This is a genomic window from Mycobacterium uberis (assembly GCF_003408705.1).
In the GTDB taxonomy this organism is placed as follows: domain Bacteria; phylum Actinomycetota; class Actinomycetes; order Mycobacteriales; family Mycobacteriaceae; genus Mycobacterium; species Mycobacterium uberis.
Map to the genome: position 1 here is coordinate 368,450 of NZ_QAYL01000001.1, position 18,675 is coordinate 387,124.

19 protein-coding genes and 1 tRNA gene are annotated in these 18,675 nt (G+C 58.7%); 13 read left to right on the forward strand and 7 right to left on the reverse strand.

What is annotated here, in order from left to right; translation table 11 throughout:
• Window positions 1-7: 7 nt before the first annotated feature.
• From MUBE_RS01580 to MUBE_RS01630, 11 genes are all read left to right on the forward strand, one after another.
• The gene (locus MUBE_RS01580) at window positions 8-670 is read left to right on the forward strand and encodes a TIGR02234 family membrane protein (RefSeq protein ID WP_116539206.1); all 663 of its coding nucleotides are present in this window, start codon (window positions 8-10) and stop codon (window positions 668-670) included.
• A gap of 114 nt (window positions 671-784) precedes the next feature.
• The gene (gene trpC / locus MUBE_RS01585) at window positions 785-1,603 is read left to right on the forward strand and encodes an indole-3-glycerol phosphate synthase TrpC (protein ID WP_116539207.1); all 819 of its coding nucleotides are present in this window, start codon (window positions 785-787) and stop codon (window positions 1,601-1,603) included.
• Window positions 1,604-1,669: 66 nt separating this feature from the next.
• Window positions 1,670-2,932, forward strand: coding sequence for a tryptophan synthase subunit beta (gene trpB / locus MUBE_RS01590; protein WP_116539208.1), 1,263 nt, complete (start codon window positions 1,670-1,672; stop codon window positions 2,930-2,932).
• On the forward strand, window positions 2,932-3,744 hold the full coding sequence (trpA, locus tag MUBE_RS01595) for a tryptophan synthase subunit alpha (protein WP_116539209.1): 813 nt from the start codon (window positions 2,932-2,934) through the stop codon (window positions 3,742-3,744). The genes trpB and trpA overlap by 1 nt, the downstream gene beginning before the upstream one ends.
• Window positions 3,745-3,749: 5 nt before the next feature.
• Entirely contained in the window at window positions 3,750-5,009 is a 1,260-nt protein-coding gene (lgt, locus tag MUBE_RS01600) for a prolipoprotein diacylglyceryl transferase (protein ID WP_424399014.1), read from the forward strand.
• 26 nt (window positions 5,010-5,035) lie between these two features.
• Window positions 5,036-5,428, forward strand: a complete 393-nt coding sequence (locus tag MUBE_RS01605) for an NINE protein (protein WP_116539302.1) — start codon at window positions 5,036-5,038, stop codon at window positions 5,426-5,428.
• Between the two features lie 76 nt (window positions 5,429-5,504).
• Entirely contained in the window at window positions 5,505-5,858 is a 354-nt protein-coding gene (locus tag MUBE_RS01610; protein WP_341537688.1) for a DUF2752 domain-containing protein, read from the forward strand.
• Window positions 5,859-5,957: 99 nt separating this feature from the next.
• Complete coding sequence (gene pyk / locus MUBE_RS01615; protein ID WP_116539212.1) at window positions 5,958-7,376, forward strand: pyruvate kinase; 1,419 nt, start codon at window positions 5,958-5,960, stop codon at window positions 7,374-7,376.
• Window positions 7,377-7,494: 118 nt separating this feature from the next.
• A complete protein-coding gene (locus tag MUBE_RS01620; protein WP_116539303.1) occupies window positions 7,495-8,370 on the forward strand; it encodes an acyl-CoA thioesterase II in 876 nt (291 codons plus the stop codon).
• 481 nt (window positions 8,371-8,851) lie between these two features.
• On the forward strand, window positions 8,852-9,079 hold the full coding sequence (locus MUBE_RS16610) for a hypothetical protein (protein WP_243632720.1): 228 nt from the start codon (window positions 8,852-8,854) through the stop codon (window positions 9,077-9,079).
• A gap of 863 nt (window positions 9,080-9,942) precedes the next feature.
• Complete coding sequence (locus MUBE_RS01630) at window positions 9,943-10,458, forward strand: SDR family NAD(P)-dependent oxidoreductase (RefSeq protein ID WP_165849629.1); 516 nt, start codon at window positions 9,943-9,945, stop codon at window positions 10,456-10,458.
• A gap of 675 nt (window positions 10,459-11,133) precedes the next feature.
• On the opposite strand, the gene MUBE_RS16615 is transcribed toward MUBE_RS01630, so the two are convergent.
• The 4 genes from MUBE_RS16615 to MUBE_RS01640 all read right to left on the reverse strand — a co-directional run bounded on the left by MUBE_RS16615 (window position 11,134) and on the right by MUBE_RS01640 (window position 13,003).
• Complete coding sequence (locus MUBE_RS16615; protein WP_243632721.1) at window positions 11,134-11,319, reverse strand: P-loop NTPase family protein; 186 nt, start codon at window positions 11,317-11,319, stop codon at window positions 11,134-11,136.
• Between the two features lie 182 nt (window positions 11,320-11,501).
• Window positions 11,502-12,236, reverse strand: coding sequence for an ABC transporter domain-containing protein (locus tag MUBE_RS16620; RefSeq protein WP_243632722.1), 735 nt, complete (start codon window positions 12,234-12,236; stop codon window positions 11,502-11,504).
• Entirely contained in the window at window positions 12,237-12,506 is a 270-nt protein-coding gene (locus MUBE_RS16625) for a hypothetical protein (protein WP_243632723.1), read from the reverse strand.
• Between the two features lie 420 nt (window positions 12,507-12,926).
• A tRNA-Leu gene (locus MUBE_RS01640) sits at window positions 12,927-13,003 on the reverse strand.
• Window positions 13,004-13,115: 112 nt separating this feature from the next.
• On the opposite strand from MUBE_RS01640, the gene MUBE_RS01645 reads away from it, so the two are divergent.
• Window positions 13,116-13,745 (forward strand): ANTAR domain-containing response regulator, encoded by a 630-nt coding sequence (locus MUBE_RS01645; RefSeq protein ID WP_116539214.1) that lies wholly within the window; start codon window positions 13,116-13,118, stop codon window positions 13,743-13,745.
• A gap of 47 nt (window positions 13,746-13,792) precedes the next feature.
• On the opposite strand, the gene MUBE_RS01650 is transcribed toward MUBE_RS01645, so the two are convergent.
• On the reverse strand, window positions 13,793-15,001 hold the full coding sequence (locus MUBE_RS01650) for a lipid-transfer protein (RefSeq protein ID WP_116539215.1): 1,209 nt from the start codon (window positions 14,999-15,001) through the stop codon (window positions 13,793-13,795).
• The gene (locus MUBE_RS01655; protein WP_116539304.1) at window positions 14,998-15,438 is read right to left on the reverse strand and encodes a Zn-ribbon domain-containing OB-fold protein; all 441 of its coding nucleotides are present in this window, start codon (window positions 15,436-15,438) and stop codon (window positions 14,998-15,000) included. Before MUBE_RS01655 ends, MUBE_RS01650 begins: the two co-directional genes overlap by 4 nt.
• 160 nt (window positions 15,439-15,598) lie before the next feature.
• Between MUBE_RS01655 and polA the strand changes: the two genes are divergently transcribed.
• The gene (gene polA / locus MUBE_RS01660; RefSeq protein WP_116539305.1) at window positions 15,599-18,271 is read left to right on the forward strand and encodes a DNA polymerase I; all 2,673 of its coding nucleotides are present in this window, start codon (window positions 15,599-15,601) and stop codon (window positions 18,269-18,271) included.
• Between the two features lie 191 nt (window positions 18,272-18,462).
• Here the strand turns inward: polA and MUBE_RS16630 are convergent, their stop codons facing one another.
• On the reverse strand, window positions 18,463-18,627 hold the full coding sequence (locus tag MUBE_RS16630) for a hypothetical protein (RefSeq protein WP_243632724.1): 165 nt from the start codon (window positions 18,625-18,627) through the stop codon (window positions 18,463-18,465).
• Window positions 18,628-18,675 lie beyond the last annotated feature (48 nt).

An 18,675-nucleotide genomic window follows, 5' to 3' on the forward strand; every position in this document is an offset into this window, starting at 1 on the left:
AGTAGCGATGGCTCCCGACACCAGGAGTGCCCGGGTCGACCTGCTGACGATCCGTATAGCGCAGTTGTTGTTGGTGGTTGCCGCCGGCGCCCTGTGGATGGCGGCACGGCTACCGTGGGTCGTTGTTCGGTCGTTCGACGGGCTGGGTCCACCGAAGGAGGTGGCGCTTTCCGGGGCGTCGTGGTCGACGGTGCTGTTGCCGTTAGCGCTGCTCATGCTGGCCACGGCCGTCGCAGCGATTGCAGTACGTGGCTGGCTGCTGCGGGTGTTGGCGGGGCTGCTGGCAGCGGCTAGCTTACTGGTCGGCTATTTGGGCGCCAGCCTGTGGGTGTTGCCCGATGTAGCGGTGCGCGGAGCTGACCTGGCGCACGTTTCACTGCTGGCGCTGGTGGAAAGCCAACGACATTACCTGGGAGCGGGGGTTGCGGTGTCTGTTTCTGGGTGTACGCTCATTGCTGCTGCTTTACTGATGCGGTCGGCTTCCGTCACTGGATCCGCCTGCCAGGGTAGATCGAAATACGTGGCCCCAGCGCAACGCCGTTCGATTGCGCGGCGTGACGATGTCGCGATGACGATCCCGGAGATGTCAGAGCGGATGATCTGGGATGCACTTGACGAGGACCAAGACTTAACGGAATGGCCTTGCGATCCTGACGTCGAGGGGCGGTGACGGGCCGTGCGCCGACGGTCGCTACCCTTCATGAAGGTCGTCGAAATCGGCGGGGGACCGTTTAGTTATCCGTTCGGCGACGGTGGGTGACCCGTGGGAAAGGAAACGACAAGCATGTGTCCGGCAACCGTGCTTGACTCTCTTTTAGAGGGAGTCCGGGCCGATGTTGCCGCACGCGAAGCCCGCATCAGCCTGCCCGAGATCAAAGCGGCTGCGGCGGCCGCGCCTGCACCTTTGGATGTTATGGCTGCCTTGCGCGAGCCCGGCATTGGTGTTATCGCTGAGGTCAAGCGCGCCAGTCCATCGGCGGGCTCATTGGCTGCTATCGCCGACCCGGCAAAGCTAGCCCAAGCTTACGAGAACGGTGGCGCACGGATAATCAGCGTTTTGACCGAGGAACGTCGCTTTAACGGCTCGCTCGATGACCTCGATGCAGTGCGTGCCGCTGTCTCAGTGCCTGTATTGCGCAAAGACTTTGTGGTGCAGCCATATCAGATCCATGAAGCGCGCGCACACGGGGCTGATATGTTGTTGCTTATTGTTGCCGCGTTGGACCAGTCGGCGCTGGTGTCGATGTTGGACCGAACCGAATCACTTGGCATGGCTGCTCTTGTTGAAGTCCGCACGGAGCAAGAAGCGGACCGGGCGCTAAAGGCGGGGGCCAAGGTGATTGGCGTGAACGCTCGCGATCTGATGACGCTAGAAGTGGATCGGGATTGCTTCTCGCGAATTGCTCCTGGACTGCCGAGTAACGTGATCAGGATCGCCGAATCCGGCGTGCGTGGTACTGCGGATCTGTTGGCGTACGCCGGTGCGGGAGCTGACGCCGTATTGGTTGGCGAAGGCCTGGTGAAAAGCGGTGACCCACGTGCAGCGGTTGCCGATCTGGTCACCGCGGGTACTCATCCGTCATGTCCAAAACCGGCTCGCTAGTCGTTCGACGAGACCTAGTGGTGAAACATTGAACTTGATCAGTCTGTTGCCTGTTGAGCTTTGGTGATGCCAGGTCTTTCCCGTCCGAGTCTTCCGCGTTTCAGTGCGGCCATCTCCGAATCCACTCGCTACGATCCCGATTCGGGTGGGCATTTCGGCGGGCCCGATGGGTATGGTGGCCGCTACGTTCCTGAAGCGCTGATGGCGGTGATCGAAGAGGTCACCGCTGCCTACGAGAAGGAACGTGTCAATCAGAGTTTTCTGGATACGCTAGACAAGTTGCAGGCAAACTACACCGGCCGGCCGTCCCCACTATATGAGGCTACTCGGCTTAGTGAGTACGCTGGCTCGGCGCGCCTCTTCCTCAAGCGAGAGGACCTGAACCATACGGGTTCTCACAAGATCAATAATGCGCTCAGTCAGGCGTTGCTGGCCCAACGAATGGGCAAGACTCGAGTGATCGCTGAGACGGGCGCCGGTCAGCATGGGGTGGCCACGGCGACGGCGTGCGCGCTGCTTGGCCTGGACTGTGTGATTTACATGGGTGCGGTTGACACTGTCCGGCAGTCACTCAACGTGGCGCGGATGCAACTTTTTGGTGCAAAGGTGGTCGCGGTCGAGACTGGCTCGCAAACGCTTAAGGACGCTATCAACGATGCTTTTCGGGATTGGGTTACCAATGCCGACAACACCTACTATTGCTTCGGGACTGCGGCAGGACCGCACCCCTTCCCGACCATGGTTCGGGATTTTCAGCGCATCATCGGTCTCGAGACACGCGGGCAGATCCAGGATCAGGCGGGTCGGTTGCCGGACGCGGTCACAGCGTGCGTCGGCGGAGGATCTAACGCCATTGGGATCTTTCATGCGTTTCTCGGTGAACCCTGTGTACGATTGATTGGGTTCGAGGCGGCCGGCGATGGCGTCGAGACCGGTAGGCATGCGGCAACGTTCACCGGAGGTTTGCCTGGAGTGTTCCAGGGATCGTTCTCCTATCTGCTGCAGGACGAAGATGGTCAGACCATCGAATCCCATTCAATATCAGCAGGTTTAGACTATCCGGGGGTCGGTCCCGAACATGCGTGGCTAAAGGAAACTGGGCGTGCCGAATACCAGCCCATTACTGATTCCGAGGCGATGGAGGCGTTTCGTCTGTTGTGTTGCACCGAAGGCATCATCCCGGCCATTGAGTCCGCGCATGCGGTGGCGGGGGCTCTCAAGTTGGGTGCTGAAATGGGAAATGGCGCGGTCATTGTGGTGAACCTGTCGGGTCGTGGCGACAAGGATGTCGAGACAGCCGCTAAGTGGTTCGGCTTGTTGGGTGACTGATGATGATTGTGGAGCAGAACAAAGCAAGTAGGCTCGAGCCGGTTTTCGATTCGTGTCGCGCGGACAACCGTGCAGCGCTGATCGGTTACCTACCCACCGGTTACCCTGACGTGCCTGCTTCGTTGGATGCGATGACCGCGCTCGTGGAATCCGGTTGCGACATCATTGAAGTCGGTGTGCCATATTCGGATCCGGGTGTGGACGGTCCAACCATCGCGAGGGTTACCGAGGCTGCACTTCGTGGGGGAGTGCGAGTACGCGATACGTTAGCCGCGGTCGAGGCAATCAGCCAAGCTGGCGGCTGCGCCGTGGTGATGACATACTGGAATCCGTTGTTGCGCTACGGTGTTGATGCTTTCGCGCGGGATCTGGCGTCGGCTGGAGGACGCGGTCTGATCGTCCCCGACCTCATTCCCGACGAAGCACGCCAGTGGATCGCGGCATCCGAGAAACATCGGTTGGATCGCATTTTTCTGGTGGCGCCGTCATCGACGTTACACCGGTTGGTGACCGCAGTGGAGGCATCACGCGGATTTGTCTATGCGGTGTCCACGATGGGTGTGACCGGGGCGCGTGACGCGGTGTCGCAGGTTGCGCCAGAACTGGTGGCCAGGGTGAAGGCAGTATCTGACATTGCGGTCGGCGTCGGCCTGGGTGTGCGATCACGAGAGCAAGCTGCGGAGATCGGCGGTTATGCTGACGGTGTCATCGTCGGTTCTGCGTTGGTGTCGGCTCTGAGTAGCGGTTTGCCTCGCTTACGCTCTTTGACTGAGGAGCTTGCCGCCGGCGTACGCCAAAGGGCGTCCATGTGACGAGGATGCTACCCAGCTATTTTCCCAGTCCGCCGCGTGGGGTCTGGCACCTTGGGCCGTTACCGATTCGAGCATACGCGCTGTTCGTCATCATTGGCATCGTTGCCGCGCTGGTGATTGGTGACCGGCGCTGGGAAGCTCGCGGCGGCGAACGCGGCGTAGTCTATGATATAGCGTTGTGGGCTGTGCCTTTCGGATTGGTTGGTGGTAGACTTTACCATCTCGCCACTGATTGGCGGATTTACTTTGGACCGGGTGGTGTCGGTCTTGGCGCGGCGCTGCGAATCTGGGATGGCGGCTTGGGCATCTGGGGAGCGGTGGCTCTCGGCGGTGTGGGCGCATGGATTGGTTGTCGATGTCGCGAGATTCCGTTGCCGGCGTTCGGTGATGCGCTGGCTCCGGGAATCATCTTGGCGCAGGCGATCGGCCGGTTAGGGAACTATTTCAACCAGGAGCTTTACGGCCGAGAAACGACGATGCCGTGGGGTTTAGAGGTCTTCTACCGTCGGGATTCTGCGGGGCATGTGGATCCACATATGCTCGATGGTGTGTCGACTGGGCAATTGGCGCTCGTCGTACAGCCGACATTTCTTTACGAATTGATCTGGGATATTCTGGTATTTGTCGCGTTGATCTACGTGGACCGATGGTTGACGCTAGGTCATGGTCGACTGTTTGCAACCTATGTCGCCTCCTACTGTGTCGGGCGGTTCTTCGTTGAGCTGTTCCGCGACGACGCTGTCACGCACATAGCTGGAATCCGGATCAATTCGTTCACATCGGCTTTCGTGTTTATCGGGGCGGTGGTTTGCATAAGTCTGGCATCGGAAGGCCGCGAGGATCCTGAGACCCTTTGTGGTGCTGAGCCTGTAGCTGGAGAAATTTCAGAACCCGAGTCGGCTACTCAGCGTGTGATTGTGGCTTCGGCCTTCGCTGCCACCACGGCGGTGCCAGTTACTGTCGACGAAAATTTGTCAGCAACGCTCGAATCCGCCGAAGTTGTTAGGACTGGAGCAGAGCGCAATGTTGAGGCTGTCGAAGACAAAGCTGAGCAATCCACTGAGCAGGAAGAGTCGGTTATCGGCGCCGAGGCCGACGTCGACGCCGAGTCAGCAGAGTCCGTTGTTGAGCAGGCTGGGGAACCGCTTGCCAGCGGTGACGATAGGGCAGCTCGGCAGCGATGGGCCGTCTGGTTGAGGAACCGGATGTTGCGTTCGGGCCAGAGTAGTTGTCGAACCCACGTTGCGCGGTGGCTGGGTCGATAGTCTGGTGGATCTGGCATGCTAAAAATGTGACTGATCAGTTGTGGTCCGATCCAACAGGGTCTGGTTTCACACCGCCGCCGGGCTATCCTTCTGGATATTCGCCGTCGTATCCGCACTATCCGGGGTCTGTGAGCTACCTCGATCCGGCCGCACCCTGGGGTCGGCATCCGGTTACTGGGCAGCCGCTTTCCGACAAGTCGAAGACCGTCGCGGGTCTGTTGCAGCTGTTTGACGCCATCGGCATTGTGGGCATCAGCCGTATCTACCTCGGCGGCACCGGGCTGGGTATCGCGCAGCTGTTGGTGGTCCTCTGTACGTGCGGACTTGGCACGGTTGTCTGGGGCGTTGTCGACGCACTGTTGATATTGACCGAGAAGGTCAGCGACCCATCGGGTCGCCCGTTGTTCGATGGCACCTAATCAGGTCTCGCGAGCCATACGGTGGCGTCGTCGGCAGGGCCCGCGTCGTTGTCTTGGCGGCATAGTTGGTGCGGGCGTGTTGTTGGTCGGTGCGTTTAGCTATATTGGACTCGTCGACCCGCACAACGCGGATTCGGTGTATCCATTGTGTCTCTTCGTGATGGTCACGGGCTGGAAATGCCCGCTTTGTGGCGGTCTTCGTTTGACGTATGACCTGTTGCATGGCAATCTGGCGGTGGCTGTCAATGACAATGTATTCCTGTTGATCGGAATCCCAGTGTTGATCGGCTGGGTTGTGCTGTGTCGCCGCCGTGGACAGCAAGCACTGCCGACAGCTGCGTGGTTGATGATCGTGGTCGCGTCGATCGTGTGGATGGTGCTACGCAACTTGCCAGGGTTCCCGTTGGTTCCGACCGTTTACAGCGGGTAGCCACGCGCTGCACCGGATACGTTCACTGTTCTTATGTACCCGAAATCCTTATGTACCCGAAATCCGCGACGGCTGTTGGCGAGACTAGGCTAGCTCGCCGTGACGAGACGCGGGAAAATCGTCTGTACCCTTGGCCCTGCAACACAATCGGACGAGTTGATCCGGGCGCTGGTCGAAGCCGGAATGGACGTTGCCCGAATCAACTTTAGTCACGGCGATTACGCTGATCACAAAGCCGCCTACGATCGGGTGCGTGTCGCGTCTGATGCCACCGGCCGCGCGGTCGGTGTGCTTGCCGACCTGCAGGGCCCGAAGATTAGGCTGGGCCGCTTTGCCACCGGACCCACCTACTGGGCTGACGGTGAAACGGTACGGATCACGGTGGCCGACTGTTATGGCAGTCACGACCGGGTATCAACCACTTACAAGGAGTTGGCCAGAGACGCGGTGGTTGGTGACCGGGTTCTGGTCGACGATGGCAAGGTCGAACTGGCGGTCTCGGCTATCGAGGGCGACGATGTGGTCTGTACTGTCACTGAAGGAGGCCCGGTTAGCAACAACAAAGGCATGTCGCTGCCGGGGATGAACGTGTCCGCTCCGGCCTTGTCGGACAAGGACATCGAGGATCTCACGTTCGTGCTGAACCTCGGCGTCGACCTGGTTGCGTTGTCGTTCGTGCGCTCGCCGTCGGACGTCGAGCTGGTCCACGAGGTGATGGATCGTATCGGGCGGCGGGTACCAGTGATCGCCAAGCTAGAAAAACCGGAAGCTGTCGACAACCTCGAAGCTATCGTGCTGGCCTTCGATGCCATCATGGTGGCTCGCGGTGATCTAGGTGTCGAGCTGCCGCTAGAAGAAGTCCCACTGGTGCAGAAGCGGGCTATCCAGATGGCAAGGGAAAATGCGAAGCCGGTCATCGTAGCGACCCAGATGCTCGACTCGATGATCGAGAACTCACGACCGACTCGAGCCGAAGCCTCCGACGTCGCCAATGCGGTGCTCGACGGCGCCGACGCGCTCATGTTGTCCGGGGAAACGTCAGTGGGGAAGTACCCGCTGGCGGCTGTGAAAACGATGTCACGCATTGTGTGCGCCGTGGAGGAGAATTCCACGGCCGCACCGCCGTTAACGCACGTGCCTCGCACCAAGCGGGGCGTGATCTCGTACGCTGCTCGCGATATCGGTGAACGACTTGACGCCAAGGCCTTGGTCGCGTTCACTCAATCCGGTGACACTGTGCGGCGACTGGCGCGTCTACATACCCCATTGCCGCTGCTTGCCTTCACTGCATGGCCCGAGGTGCGCAGTCAACTTGCCATGACTTGGGGCACCGAGACATTCCTCGTCCCAAAGATGCTGTCCACTGACGGCATGATTCGCCAGGTGGACAAGTCACTGCTCGAACTTGGTCGCTACAAGTGTGGTGATTTGGTGGTGATCGTCGCTGGCGCGCCACCTGGCACGGTAGGCTCGACAAACCTGATCCATGTGCACCGGATCGGGGAGAACGACGTATAGGGAGCCCCGATTGGCGACGATGCGAATCGGGGCACCGGCCCGGGGAGGAGTTGGGCTATCAGCTTGAGGAGAACCCGTGTCGGCTGGTGATGAGCCGAACGTGCGAGAAGACCCTGGGATAAGAACCACGCCGGACTTCGAGGAACTGCTTGCGGTATTGGATCTCAACCGTGTCGCCGACGACCTATTCATTGGATCTCATCCCAGCAAGAACCCGCTGCGGACATTCGGCGGGCAGCTCATGGCGCAGTCCTTTGTGGCTAGTAGCCGCACGTTAACCCGAGACGACCTGCCGCCCAGCGCATTCTCGGTGCACTTCATTAACGGTGGTGATACAGCCAAGGACATCGAGTTTCACGTGATGCGGTTGCGTGACGAGCGGCGCTTCGCTAATCGTCGCGTCGACGCTATGCAGGAAGGCTTGTTGTTGTCCTCAGCGATGGTTTCGTACATGTCTGGCGGTCGCGGCCTCGAGCATGCTGTCAAGCCGCCGGAAGTAGCCGAACCCCATACTCGGCCGCCGATTGGTGAGCTGTTACGTGGCTACGAGCAGACCATGTCGCACTTTGTCAACGCGTTGCAACCGATCGAATGGCGTTACACCAACGATCCGTCTTGGGTGATGCGTGACAAAGGCCAACGGCTTGCCCACAATGGAGTCTGGGTCAAGGCGCTGGGTGCACTGCCCAACGATCCCGTACTACACACCGCGGCAATGCTGTATTCCACGGACACCACCGTGCTGGACTCGGTCATAACCGTCCACGGGTTGTCATGGGGCTTAGACCGCATTTTCGCTGTGTCCGCCAACCATTCGGTGTGGTTTCATCGGCAAGTGAATTTCGATGACTGGGTGTTGTACTCGACGTCGTCGCCAGTGGCTGCGGATTCACGCGGGTTGGGTACTGGGCATTTGTTTGATCGCTCGGGGCAACTCATTGCCACGGTGGTCCAAGAAGGGGTACTAAAATATTTTCCCACTTACCGTCAATAGCTTAGATGCGCAAGCTAATCGCCTAATTTCGGCTCAGTACTGTCCTGATCAGGCGTAGTGTTTCGGTAGGTGGAAGTGGTGGGTGAGCTGCGTCGTTGAGAAGTATCAACTCGGGAGGTAATTGTCAACGGACTGCCGATCGATGTCGTGCCGAGGCTCCGCGTGCAGTGACCGCGTCGTGGTTCGCGTCGATTCGCTCGTTGCCCGTGGGATCGATGCTGCGGTTTTGTTCTGTGCCGCACTCTGGCTGATCGTGTTGCTCGCTCATCGCGATCATCATTCGAAGTGGCATGCCGCTGGTCGATGGCAGTCCTGGCTGTCGTGGCATCGGTCGCTCGTAGCATCTTCATGGGACGTCCGGTGACGACCATGTACGCGACCACTGCGGCTCTCTTCGTGTTGGTGGGCTTGGGGTGTGCATATGCTCGTTCGTCGATTTGCCCGTTGTCGTGCTGATCGCTAGCTCGAGGATGGTGTGAATGTGGCCTATCCCGTTACGTTCGCAACCTGCGGATTTTCCGTGCGTATCGAGATTGATCTGATCAACGCCACCACGGGGATATCCCTGGTACCGTTCGCCATGCAGAGGGGTAAGAGCTGCTATTTCACGGCGGACGGTATCGCGGCGCTGGCATACTGGACGTGGATGGGCTATGCGGTGGTTGGCGGGGACCTGATCGGTACTGAGGGACAATTCCCGAGTTGGTAACCGGCTTTGCCGCCATGTGTCATATCCACGGCTGGTGGATGGGTTGCAGCGAGCGGCGGCTCAAGCTATGGCGTGATCCTGTCACGCTTGGGCAATCGCTGTGGGCAATACCAATCGGCAGCGATGTCGTCACCGACGTGGCTAGCTTTAACATGGTGGGACGGAAGTTCCGCAACCTGTGTCAAGGACAGTGCAATACACCCACAATTGCAGCATCACGACCGATATCGTGGCAGGACAGGAACTGGACGATAAGCGGCTTGCTGAGCTGACTGCCATAGTGCGTTCTCCCCCAGCAAAGCACACATGGCTCGCGGATTCTATGTGAATCTCGATGGGGTGCAGGGGGAAAGGTTTCCCGGCGTGTAGCTTCTTATCGCCAAGAACGCTTTGGGCCGTTTACTGGTATGGGACTGCCGGCGGTGGTACCGATACCACCCTTGATATGCTTTGGTGTTGTATTGGAACAACGAACGGGATCTTAGTATCGACGGTGACAATGCTCGTCAAAGATTCCGGGGAGCGGCGGATGTTGCTGTTGGTTGCGGCATTCCCGGAGATCTTCGACAACGCACAGTCCGGTCGATTGCAGCGCGTCTTCTACCAGTTGATCTATATCCTAGACCCGTTGATGGCACTTGAGTTGTTATGCTGTATGTGTGTAAGTTGCACACAATGTACGAGTGATGCTATGCACTGACCTCGATCTGAAGATAATTCTCTTGGTGTTCGTGTTGCTATAGCTTGATTTAATGCTGTGTCGTCGACACTTTTAAGGAGGTATTAGCGGCCAATCAGCCCGCCCGGCCTGTCGATTTTGAAACAGTCCGATCATGCGCTGGACTGGGTCTACAACCGCGGGCATGCTATCGGCCCTTACCACCGACCTCGCCAGTGGGAGCGGACGCTCGCTTGCTATCCACTTGGCGGCGAATGGCTGGGATGTGTTCGCCGGGTTCTGCGCTGACGGCGAAGCGACCACGATCACAGCGGACCATCCGAATTCGCCGGTCATATTCGATATCACTGACGCTAATCATGTTGTTGCACTGTATGATTTGCTTCCCAAGAGCCTGGATGCCGTCGGCAACAATGCCGGTGCCATTGCCGGCGTTCTCCTCGAAGCTCTATCGCTGGCGGAGCTGCGGAGGCAATTCGAAGTAAACGTTATCAGCCAGATCGCGGTGACCCAGACGGTACTGCCACGGCTATGGCGTGCACGGGTTCAGATCGTGCTCATCTCGAATCTCATTGGCAAGGTAGCGCTTCCGTTGATCGGTTCGTATTGTGCGTCGAGATTCACCCTTGAGGCCGCGGGCGACGTTCTGAGCATGGGGCTTAAACAGTGGAATACCGTCACTTTTCTCATCGAGGTCTGAGCGACGGACATCGATATGTATCGGGATGGACACGACATATTGGATGCCGCGGTGTTGAGGCTGTCGACGGACTACCGTGGATTGCACAAAGACCTTTTCACGGGCCTGGATAACTCGCTTATATCGCTAAGATGCTGATTGCGTGGCAGCTCCTTGACCGATATTTCATCGCTGCCGGCGACAAGTTATAGCAGGCACTGATGGAACAACTGTCCACGACTGCACGCAATTAGGTTCTTCGACGGGTGACGCATCAACCCGGATATTCTCAGCCCAGCCGTCGCCGGTCGTTCCGGTTGATGGCGATGCGAAGCGATGACCGTCAGATGGTTCGGTTTTTAGCTGTTGCAGTTCAAAGCTTTTGAGATTAGTTGGCCGAAACTGAGGACACCCTCGCTGTGTCGATACGTAGTTCGTAGCAGCGAAGGTTTTTGGGTAGGCAATGAGTAGTCACCCAATGGTCCTATCATTGGATGTCAATGCGTAAGTAAGAAACAAGAGGTAAGCATATCATTCGGTGTCGATCGTATCGAGGTGTTCGGCGGGTTTGTCGAGTAGCACGATCCGGGTGGGTGAGGGCACCGCACGAGCCAGTAACAACCTCCTGCACTGAATTGCTGAGGTCGACTGCCGCCAATGTTAAGGTCAAGTCGTCGTCTGGGTAATCGCTGTGCGTTACCAATAGGTTGTGCTGACATTACTGTGGAATTGACCTTCACCGAGTTGGCTGACATCAACTCCGTCCAGTATCATCTGTCCGCGTAGCAACGACAGCAGTGTCATCTTAACAGCTTTACTGGCACCGGTGACGGTCAGCCGGGCACCGGTAGGCAGGTCGAGGGTCATCCGGGTCGGCCGCATTGCATCGGCGTGTCCTGAACAAATATCGACGAATAACCGGCTGGTGCAGGTAGCTAACGGTGGTGTTGTTCTAGATTCCGCACGCCAAGGGCGGGTTTGACGGAGCTAGGTCGAGGAAGTGGCGTGCCACGATCCGCGATCGTATCAACTGGATGGTGGCCGCAGGTCATGGAGCTATTGCTTCAAATATGCTCAGTGGTAACAACATCCGGACAGTCAGTGTAGTTGGTGCGACAGTTGGGATTATTACGATTCCGGCCACCAGGGATCCGAGCATGCTGGCCCCGAATCGCCACGGTCGGCATCGCCTCAACGACCGCAGCTGATCTGGTTGCGGTGTCGAGGACGGCACCCCGAGCACGTTGCTGACGTCGCGATTCGGCGATGACAACCAGATGCGCATCTGCGACGAGAAGTTTAGGTGAGTATTCGAGCGCGGTCATCGCCGACATATAGCACTCGGAATGATGTTGCCGGAAAATTGTTCCTTGCGACACAATGGTCCTACCGGCAAACCACGGTGCCACAATGCTTGTAATTAACAGAAAGATTGCCAGTATTGCTGTGGACGGCTGCGAAATAGCCGTAACAACCGCGGTGTCCGCCAGTAACAAGACTAGTGCGACACCCATGGGCACCACGGCTCGAACCAGAGTGTTGGCCAATTTGTTGACGTCAGCACCGGCTCGTGCCACTAGTTCACCACTGTGCAGTCGGGCGGCAGCCGCTGTCGGTTCGCAGGCTAGCCGATAATAGATCTGCACGTGAGCGGTGCTGGCTGCACATAGCGCAATATTGAGCGTGACCAGTCGCTCGCAATAATACAGTAAGCCCTGCGAAATCGTGAAGGGTCGTACCTCGACTACCACAACGGACAGGTCCAGCATGGACAGCATTTGCCAGGCCCGGGTGATCAACTATGCCGGAACCTCAGCAAGTGCCAGCGCACTGCCTAGCGACAACATCTCCATTGTGCTGGCTGTTAAAATGCGTAACAGCCGTTGTTGCAACAGGATTGATACGGTCAGCAGGGCTTTCTGACGGCGACCGGCTGCATCGGATTTCGCCATGCTTGCGATCGCCGCGGGATAGCGGGGTCCGCTATCCGAAACATCCGCGGTTACATTGACAATTTGGTCATCGATGATGATAGCATACTTGTGGTGATCGATGGTCACCACCGTCATGCAGGGGCACGTACGTTTGGCGATGGCTTATGGCCATCAGTTCTCGGTATAGGCATCCAGATGTGCGGTTGGCTTGTAGTAGTCTGGATGCGTCTGATCCCAGTGCTCATGTCAGGTCCAGCAGCTGCCGCGATTCCAAGGACATTTCTACACCTCCGCACAATCACCAAGCTTGCGCTTACCACCATGGCCAGTCGGGCGGTGATGGTAAGCATGCGCTGCCGCCGTGTGTGGTTTCGGTGTAGTACTGATTGCCGGTCGCAGGATTGTTTCCACATGGCTGCGACAAAGCCTAGGCTGCGCGCCGAGCCATCTGGTCCTGCCGATAAGGCGCCGCACTTCTTAGCGGATACTCTCAAAGTCTAATCGCTAAGCTCAATGTTTGCTGAGCGTAGTCAGTGAATTGCCGACAGCTTTCAATGGTGCCCTCGGTGGGATTCGAACCCACACTGAACGGGTTTTGAGTCCGTTTCCTCTGCCAGTTGGGATACGAGGGCTTTACCTGGTGCAATTACCTTAGAGGAGCCTTCAACATTATTGAGGAGCCTCCAACGGGTTCTCACTGCCCCCGAGGTTACTAGTTGTTAGCGGCCACGTCAGAATGTCGTCATGACCGGACCTCCGATCGACACTGATCCCGCCACGCCACACCGGGTTCTGATTGCTGAAGATGAAGCACTCATCCGACTTGACCTGGCCGAGATACTGCGAGATGAGGGTTACGATATCGTCGGCGAGGCCGCTGATGGCCAGGAAGCGGTCGAACTAGCAGAGCTTCATAAACCCGATCTGGTGATCATGGATGTGAAGATGCCGCGCCGTGATGGGATCGACGCAGCATCGGAGATTGCCAGCAAACGCATCGCACCGATCGTGGTGCTGACCGCATTCAGCCAGCGCGATTTGGTCGAACGTGCACGCGATGCCGGGGCGATGGCCTACTTGGTGAAGCCTTTCACCATCAGCGATTTGATCCCGGCCATCGAATTGGCGGTGAGCCGGTTTAGTGAACTTACCGCGCTGGAACGCGAAGTGGCGACGTTGGCTGACCGGCTGGAGACCCGCAAGCTCGTCGAGCGCGCCAAAAGCCTACTGCAGGTCAAACAAGGCATGACCGAGCCTGAGGCGTTCAAATGGATTCAGCGTGCCGCCATGGATCGACGGACCACGATGAAACGGGTGGCTGAGGTCGTCCTGGAAACCCTCGACACTCCTAAAGACACCGACAAAGACACTTGAGTCGATCGGCACAGCACGCTCGGACAGCAAATGCGCGAGAAAGGCCCTTAGCGTGCCACGATTACCGACGAGCCATGTCCGAACAGGCCCTGGTTGGCGGTGATGCCAACCTTGGCATGCTCGACTTGACGGCCGGTGGCTTGTCCACGGAGTTGCCAGGTTAGTTCGCAGACCTGGGCGATCGCCTGGGCGGGGATGGCTTCGCCGAAGCATGCTAGCCCTCCCGACGGGTTGACCGGGATCTTCCCGCCCAAAGTGGTCGCGCCACTGCGCAGCAGTGCCTCAGCTTCACCCTTAGCGCACAGCCCCAGGTGTTCATACCAGTCGAGTTCCAATGCGGTGGACAGGTCATAAACCTCGGCTAGGCTCAGGTCGCTAGGCTCCATGCTGGCCTCGGCATAGGCTGCATCGAGAATCTGGTCCTTGAACACTCGGTCTGGTGCTGGTACAACAGCAGTGGAATCCGTTGCGATGTCTGGTAATTCGGGAAGGGATTGCGGATAGTGTGGGGTGACGGTGCTGATCGCGCGTACCGACGGCACATTGTTCAGCGAGTCGAGGTGTTGGCGGGCGAACTTCGCGCTCGCCACGACCAGCGCCGCCGCTCCGTCGGAAGTGGCGCAGATATCTAGCAGCCGCAACGGATCGGCCACCACCGGGCTGGCCATTACGTCGTCGACCGATGTCTCCTTGCGAAACCGGGCATTGGGATTCTGCAGGCCATGTCGGGAATTCTTGACTTTCACCTGGGCGAAGTCTTCGAGTGTCGCCCCGTACAGATCCATTCGTCGCCGCGCAAGCAGCGCGAAATACACCGGGTTGGTAGCCCCAATGAGATGGAACCGCTGCCAGTCCGGATCGTTGCGGCGCTCGCCTCCCACCGGTGCAAAAAAGCCCTTCGGCGTAGTGTCGGCGCCTATGACCAGCGCGACGTCGCAGAAACCGGCCAGGATCTGCGCTCGCGCATTTTGCAGTGCCTGAGAACCGCTAGCGCACGCGGCATAGCTCGAGCTGACTGGCACGCCGTTCCAACCGAGTTTCTGCGCGAATGTGGCACCGGCAACGAACCCCGGATACCCGTTGCGGATCGTGTCTGCACCGGCCACCAGCTGGATCTGACGCCAGTCCAAACCGGCTTCGGTGAGAGCGTTACGGGCGGCGATCACTCCGTACTCGGTGAAGTCGTTGCCCCACTTGCCCCACGGGTGCATGCCGGCGCCGAGGATGTACACTGGTTCAGGTGTGCTCATGCTCACGCGATACTCCACCCATACACGATGCGTTCGACACCGTCATCGTCGACGAACAGTGGCATGGTGGCTAGCTTCATCTCAATACCGACCTTCAGGTCGGTGGCCAATGTGCCTTCCACCACCTTGCCCAACACGATTATTCCTTCGTGGGTTAGCTCAACCGCGGCGACGGCGAACGGTTCAAAAGGATCTGGGGAAGGATAGGGCGGGGGTGGTGCGTACCGGTTTTCGGTGTAGCTCCACAGCGTCCCCCGTGTCGACAACGTGACGGATTCAAGTGTGTCGCTGGTGCAGGCTGGGTTGGGGCAGTTGTTCTCCCGAGGTGGGAAGACGTAGGTGCCGCATTGGGGACACTTGCTGCCGATCAGATGTGGATTTCCGGTGTAGTCGGTGGCAAACCAACCTTCGATCGCTGGTTCATGATGGGTAGCCTCTGGCATAGCGCCAGCGTACCGAGCCGAACTACAAAACTGAAACGTGTTGCAGTTTTGCGGTGAAGCCTGGCGCGGCGGGTCGTCGCTCATAAACCTTAGAGTGTGAGTCGTGAGCGCAGCCACCGCCGCTAGTAAAGCCTGCCAAGACCAAGCTAAGCCGACGCTGATGTTGTTGGATGGTCATTCGCTGGCATTCCGCGCGTTCTACGCACTGCCAGCGGAGAATTTCAAGACCCGCGGTGGCTTCACCACCAACGCGGTGTACGGTTTCACGGCCATGCTGATTAACCTGCTGCGTGATGAGGCTCCGACGCACATCGCCGCAGCGTTTGACCTGTCGTGCCAGACGTTTCGGTCCGAGCGCTATCCAGAGTACAAGGCTAACCGGTCACGGGCTCCCGATGAGTTCCACGGCCAGATTGATATCACCAAGGAAGTGCTGGGCGCGTTGGGAATCACGGTGCTCGCGGAGGCTGGATTCGAAGCGGATGATCTTATTGCGACGTTGGCTAGTCAAGCCGAAAGTGAGGGTTACCGCGTGTTGGTAGTTACCGGTGACCGTGACGCGCTGCAGTTAGTCAGTGACGACGTGACGGTGCTTTATCCGCGCAAAGGCGTTAGTGAACTTACCCGCTTCACCCCGGAAGTCGTCATCGAAAAATACGGGCTGACGCCGGCACAGTACCCTGACTTCGCGGCACTACGTGGCGATCCCAGCGACAACCTGCCCGGCATTCCCGGCGTGGGAGAGAAAACCGCGGCCAAGTGGATTGTCGAGTATGGCTCGCTCCAGGGACTGGTCGACAACGTCGAGTCGGTGCGCGGCAAGGTGGGCGACGCGTTGCGGGCACATCTAGTCAGCGTGGTGCGCAACCGGGAGCTTACCGACCTCATCAAAGATGTGCCGCTGATGCCAACTCCGGACACGCTGCGGCTGCAGCCGTGGGATCGCGACCAAATTCACCGGCTTTTCGACGATCTGGAATTCCGGGTGCTACGTGACCGGTTGTTCGAGACCTTGGTCCCCGTGGACCCCGAGGTCGACGAGGTGTTCGACGTCCATGGCGACGTGCTAGAAGCCGGCACGGTGGGGCGGTGGCTTGCTGATCACGTCGGTGACGGGCGCAGGTTTGGGCTGGTAGCCGTGGGTACGCATCTGCCGCATGGCGGGGACGTCACCGCACTGGCCATAGCCGTCGCCGACGGCGACGGCGGCTACATCGATACCGAGACGTTGACTCCCGACGACGAGGCCGCGCTGGCTGGCTGGTTGGCCGATCCCGCCAAACCCAAAGCACTGCATGAGGCGAAACTAGCCCTGCACGATTTTGCGGGACGTGGTTGGACGCTGGGCGGCATAACATCTGATACCGCACTGGCGGCTTATCTGGTGCGACCGGGACAACGCAGCTTCACTCTGGACGACCTTTCGTTGCGCTACCTGTGTCGCGAGTTGCGCACGGAAACTTCTGCTCAGGAACAGCTTTCGCTGCTTGATGACATCGACGGGGGGGACGGGCAAGCCGCCCAGACCCTGATATTGCGGGCCCGGGCCGTGGCAGACCTCGCCGATGCGTTGGACGCCGAGCTGGATCGCATCGATTCCACTGCACTACTGGGTGAGATGGAGCTGCCGGTCCAACAGGTGCTAGCGGGCATGGAGAAGGCGGGCATCGCTGTCGATTTGCGGTTGCTCACTGAGTTGCAGAGCCAATTCGGCGATCAGATCCGAGACGCTGCCGAGGCCGCTTATGCCGTCATCGGCAAGCAGATCAATCTGGGCTCACCCAAGCAGCTCCAAGTCGTGTTGTTCGATGAACTGGGCATGCCGAAGACCAAGCGAACCAAGACCGGCTACACCACCGACGCGGATGCTTTGCAGTCTCTGTTCGACAAAACCGGGCACCTATTTCTGCAGTATCTGCTCACCCACCGCGACGTTACCCGGCTCAAAATCACCGTCGACGGGCTGCTGAATGCGGTCGCCGCGGATGGCCGGATTCATACCACGTTCAACCAGACGATCGCGGCAACCGGCCGGCTGTCCTCAACAGAACCCAACTTGCAGAACATCCCAATCCGCACCGACGCCGGCCGGCAGATCCGGGATGCGTTCGTCGTCGACTCGTGTAATGGTGGCTATACCGAGCTGATGACCGCCGACTATAGCCAAATCGAGATGCGAATCATGGCACACCTATCCCAGGATGAGGGTCTCATCGAGGCCTTCAATACCGGGGAGGATCTGCATTCGTTTGTGGCTTCGCGGGCATTCGGCGTGCCGATCGAGGAAGTCACCGTCGAATTGCGGCGTCGGGCCAAGGCGATATCTTATGGGCTTGCCTATGGGCTAAGCGCGTACGGGTTGTCTGCCCAGCTGAAAATCTCCACCGAGGAGGCGAAGATCCAGATGGAGCAGTACTTTGCCCGATTTGGTGGGGTGCGTGACTACCTGATGGATGTTGTCGAGCAGGCTCGCAATGACGGCTACACCTCGACTGTGTTGGGTCGTCGGCGTTACCTTCCTGAACTGGACAGCAGTAATCGTCAGGTACGGGAGGCGGCCGAGCGGGCAGCGTTAAACGCGCCGATCCAGGGCAGTGCTGCAGACATCATCAAGGTGGCGATGATCGCGGTTGACAAGGCGCTCAAAGGGGCAGGACTGGCGTCACGAATGCTGCTCCAGGTACACGACGAGTTGTTGTTCGAAGTCGCGCCCGGCGAGCACGAGCAGATTGAGGCTGTGGTGCGCGAGCAGATGGGCAGTGCCTACCCCTTGGATGTGCCGTTGGAGGTGAGTGTTGGTTTTGGCCACTCCTGGGACGCCGCCGCGCACTAGCGTGGCAATCGGACGCGTTGACTCAAATATACTCAATTATTAGTATTTAGGATAATAGTTTAGGCGTGGGCACCTATGCTCAGGCCTAATGCCAGCAGGACGGCGTCGAAAGTCCGTATGATGCGTTGGCGCACGTGCGCACTGGTAAGGATTTCGCGGGCCCGGTCTGCGCCGAGAACAACACCGAAAAATCACGCGGTGTCGGTTACGAGCTGAATAGCCGTCAGCACGAAGAGCGTCGGAAGTGCCGCCTCGTTGGACGGCAGGAACCGCGGCAGCACCGTGATCCCGGACATGGCCGCTTTCGAGTTGGCGGGGATCGAAACCAACGACGTACGGGATATCGCAGGCGGCATTCTATCACGGGGCGCGATGGGGACCTCAATATCGGTTGGGTGCTTCGT

Bases quoted from the DNA above. Each gene is read 5' to 3' on its own strand.
- MUBE_RS16630 (WP_243632724.1), bottom strand. From the start codon at position 18,627: ATGCCGCCTGCGATATCCCGTACGTCGTTGGTTTCGATCCCCGCCAAC.
- MUBE_RS01630 (WP_165849629.1), top strand. From the start codon at position 9,943: ATGCTATCGGCCCTTACCACCGACCTCGCCAGTGGGAGCGGACGCTCG.
- trpC (WP_116539207.1), top strand. From the start codon at position 785: ATGTGTCCGGCAACCGTGCTTGACTCTCTTTTAGAGGGAGTCCGGGCC.
- trpB (WP_116539208.1), top strand. From the start codon at position 1,670: ATGCCAGGTCTTTCCCGTCCGAGTCTTCCGCGTTTCAGTGCGGCCATC.
- MUBE_RS16615 (WP_243632721.1), bottom strand. From the start codon at position 11,319: ATGCGGCCGACCCGGATGACCCTCGACCTGCCTACCGGTGCCCGGCTG.
- MUBE_RS16625 (WP_243632723.1), bottom strand. From the start codon at position 12,506: ATGACGGTGGTGACCATCGATCACCACAAGTATGCTATCATCATCGAT.
- lgt (WP_424399014.1), top strand. From the start codon at position 3,750: ATGCTACCCAGCTATTTTCCCAGTCCGCCGCGTGGGGTCTGGCACCTT.
- MUBE_RS01655 (WP_116539304.1), bottom strand. From the start codon at position 15,438: ATGCCAGAGGCTACCCATCATGAACCAGCGATCGAAGGTTGGTTTGCC.
- MUBE_RS01580 (WP_116539206.1), top strand. From the start codon at position 8: ATGGCTCCCGACACCAGGAGTGCCCGGGTCGACCTGCTGACGATCCGT.
- trpA (WP_116539209.1), top strand. From the start codon at position 2,932: ATGATGATTGTGGAGCAGAACAAAGCAAGTAGGCTCGAGCCGGTTTTC.
- polA (WP_116539305.1), top strand. From the start codon at position 15,599: ATGTTGTTGGATGGTCATTCGCTGGCATTCCGCGCGTTCTACGCACTG.
- MUBE_RS01645 (WP_116539214.1), top strand. From the start codon at position 13,116: ATGACCGGACCTCCGATCGACACTGATCCCGCCACGCCACACCGGGTT.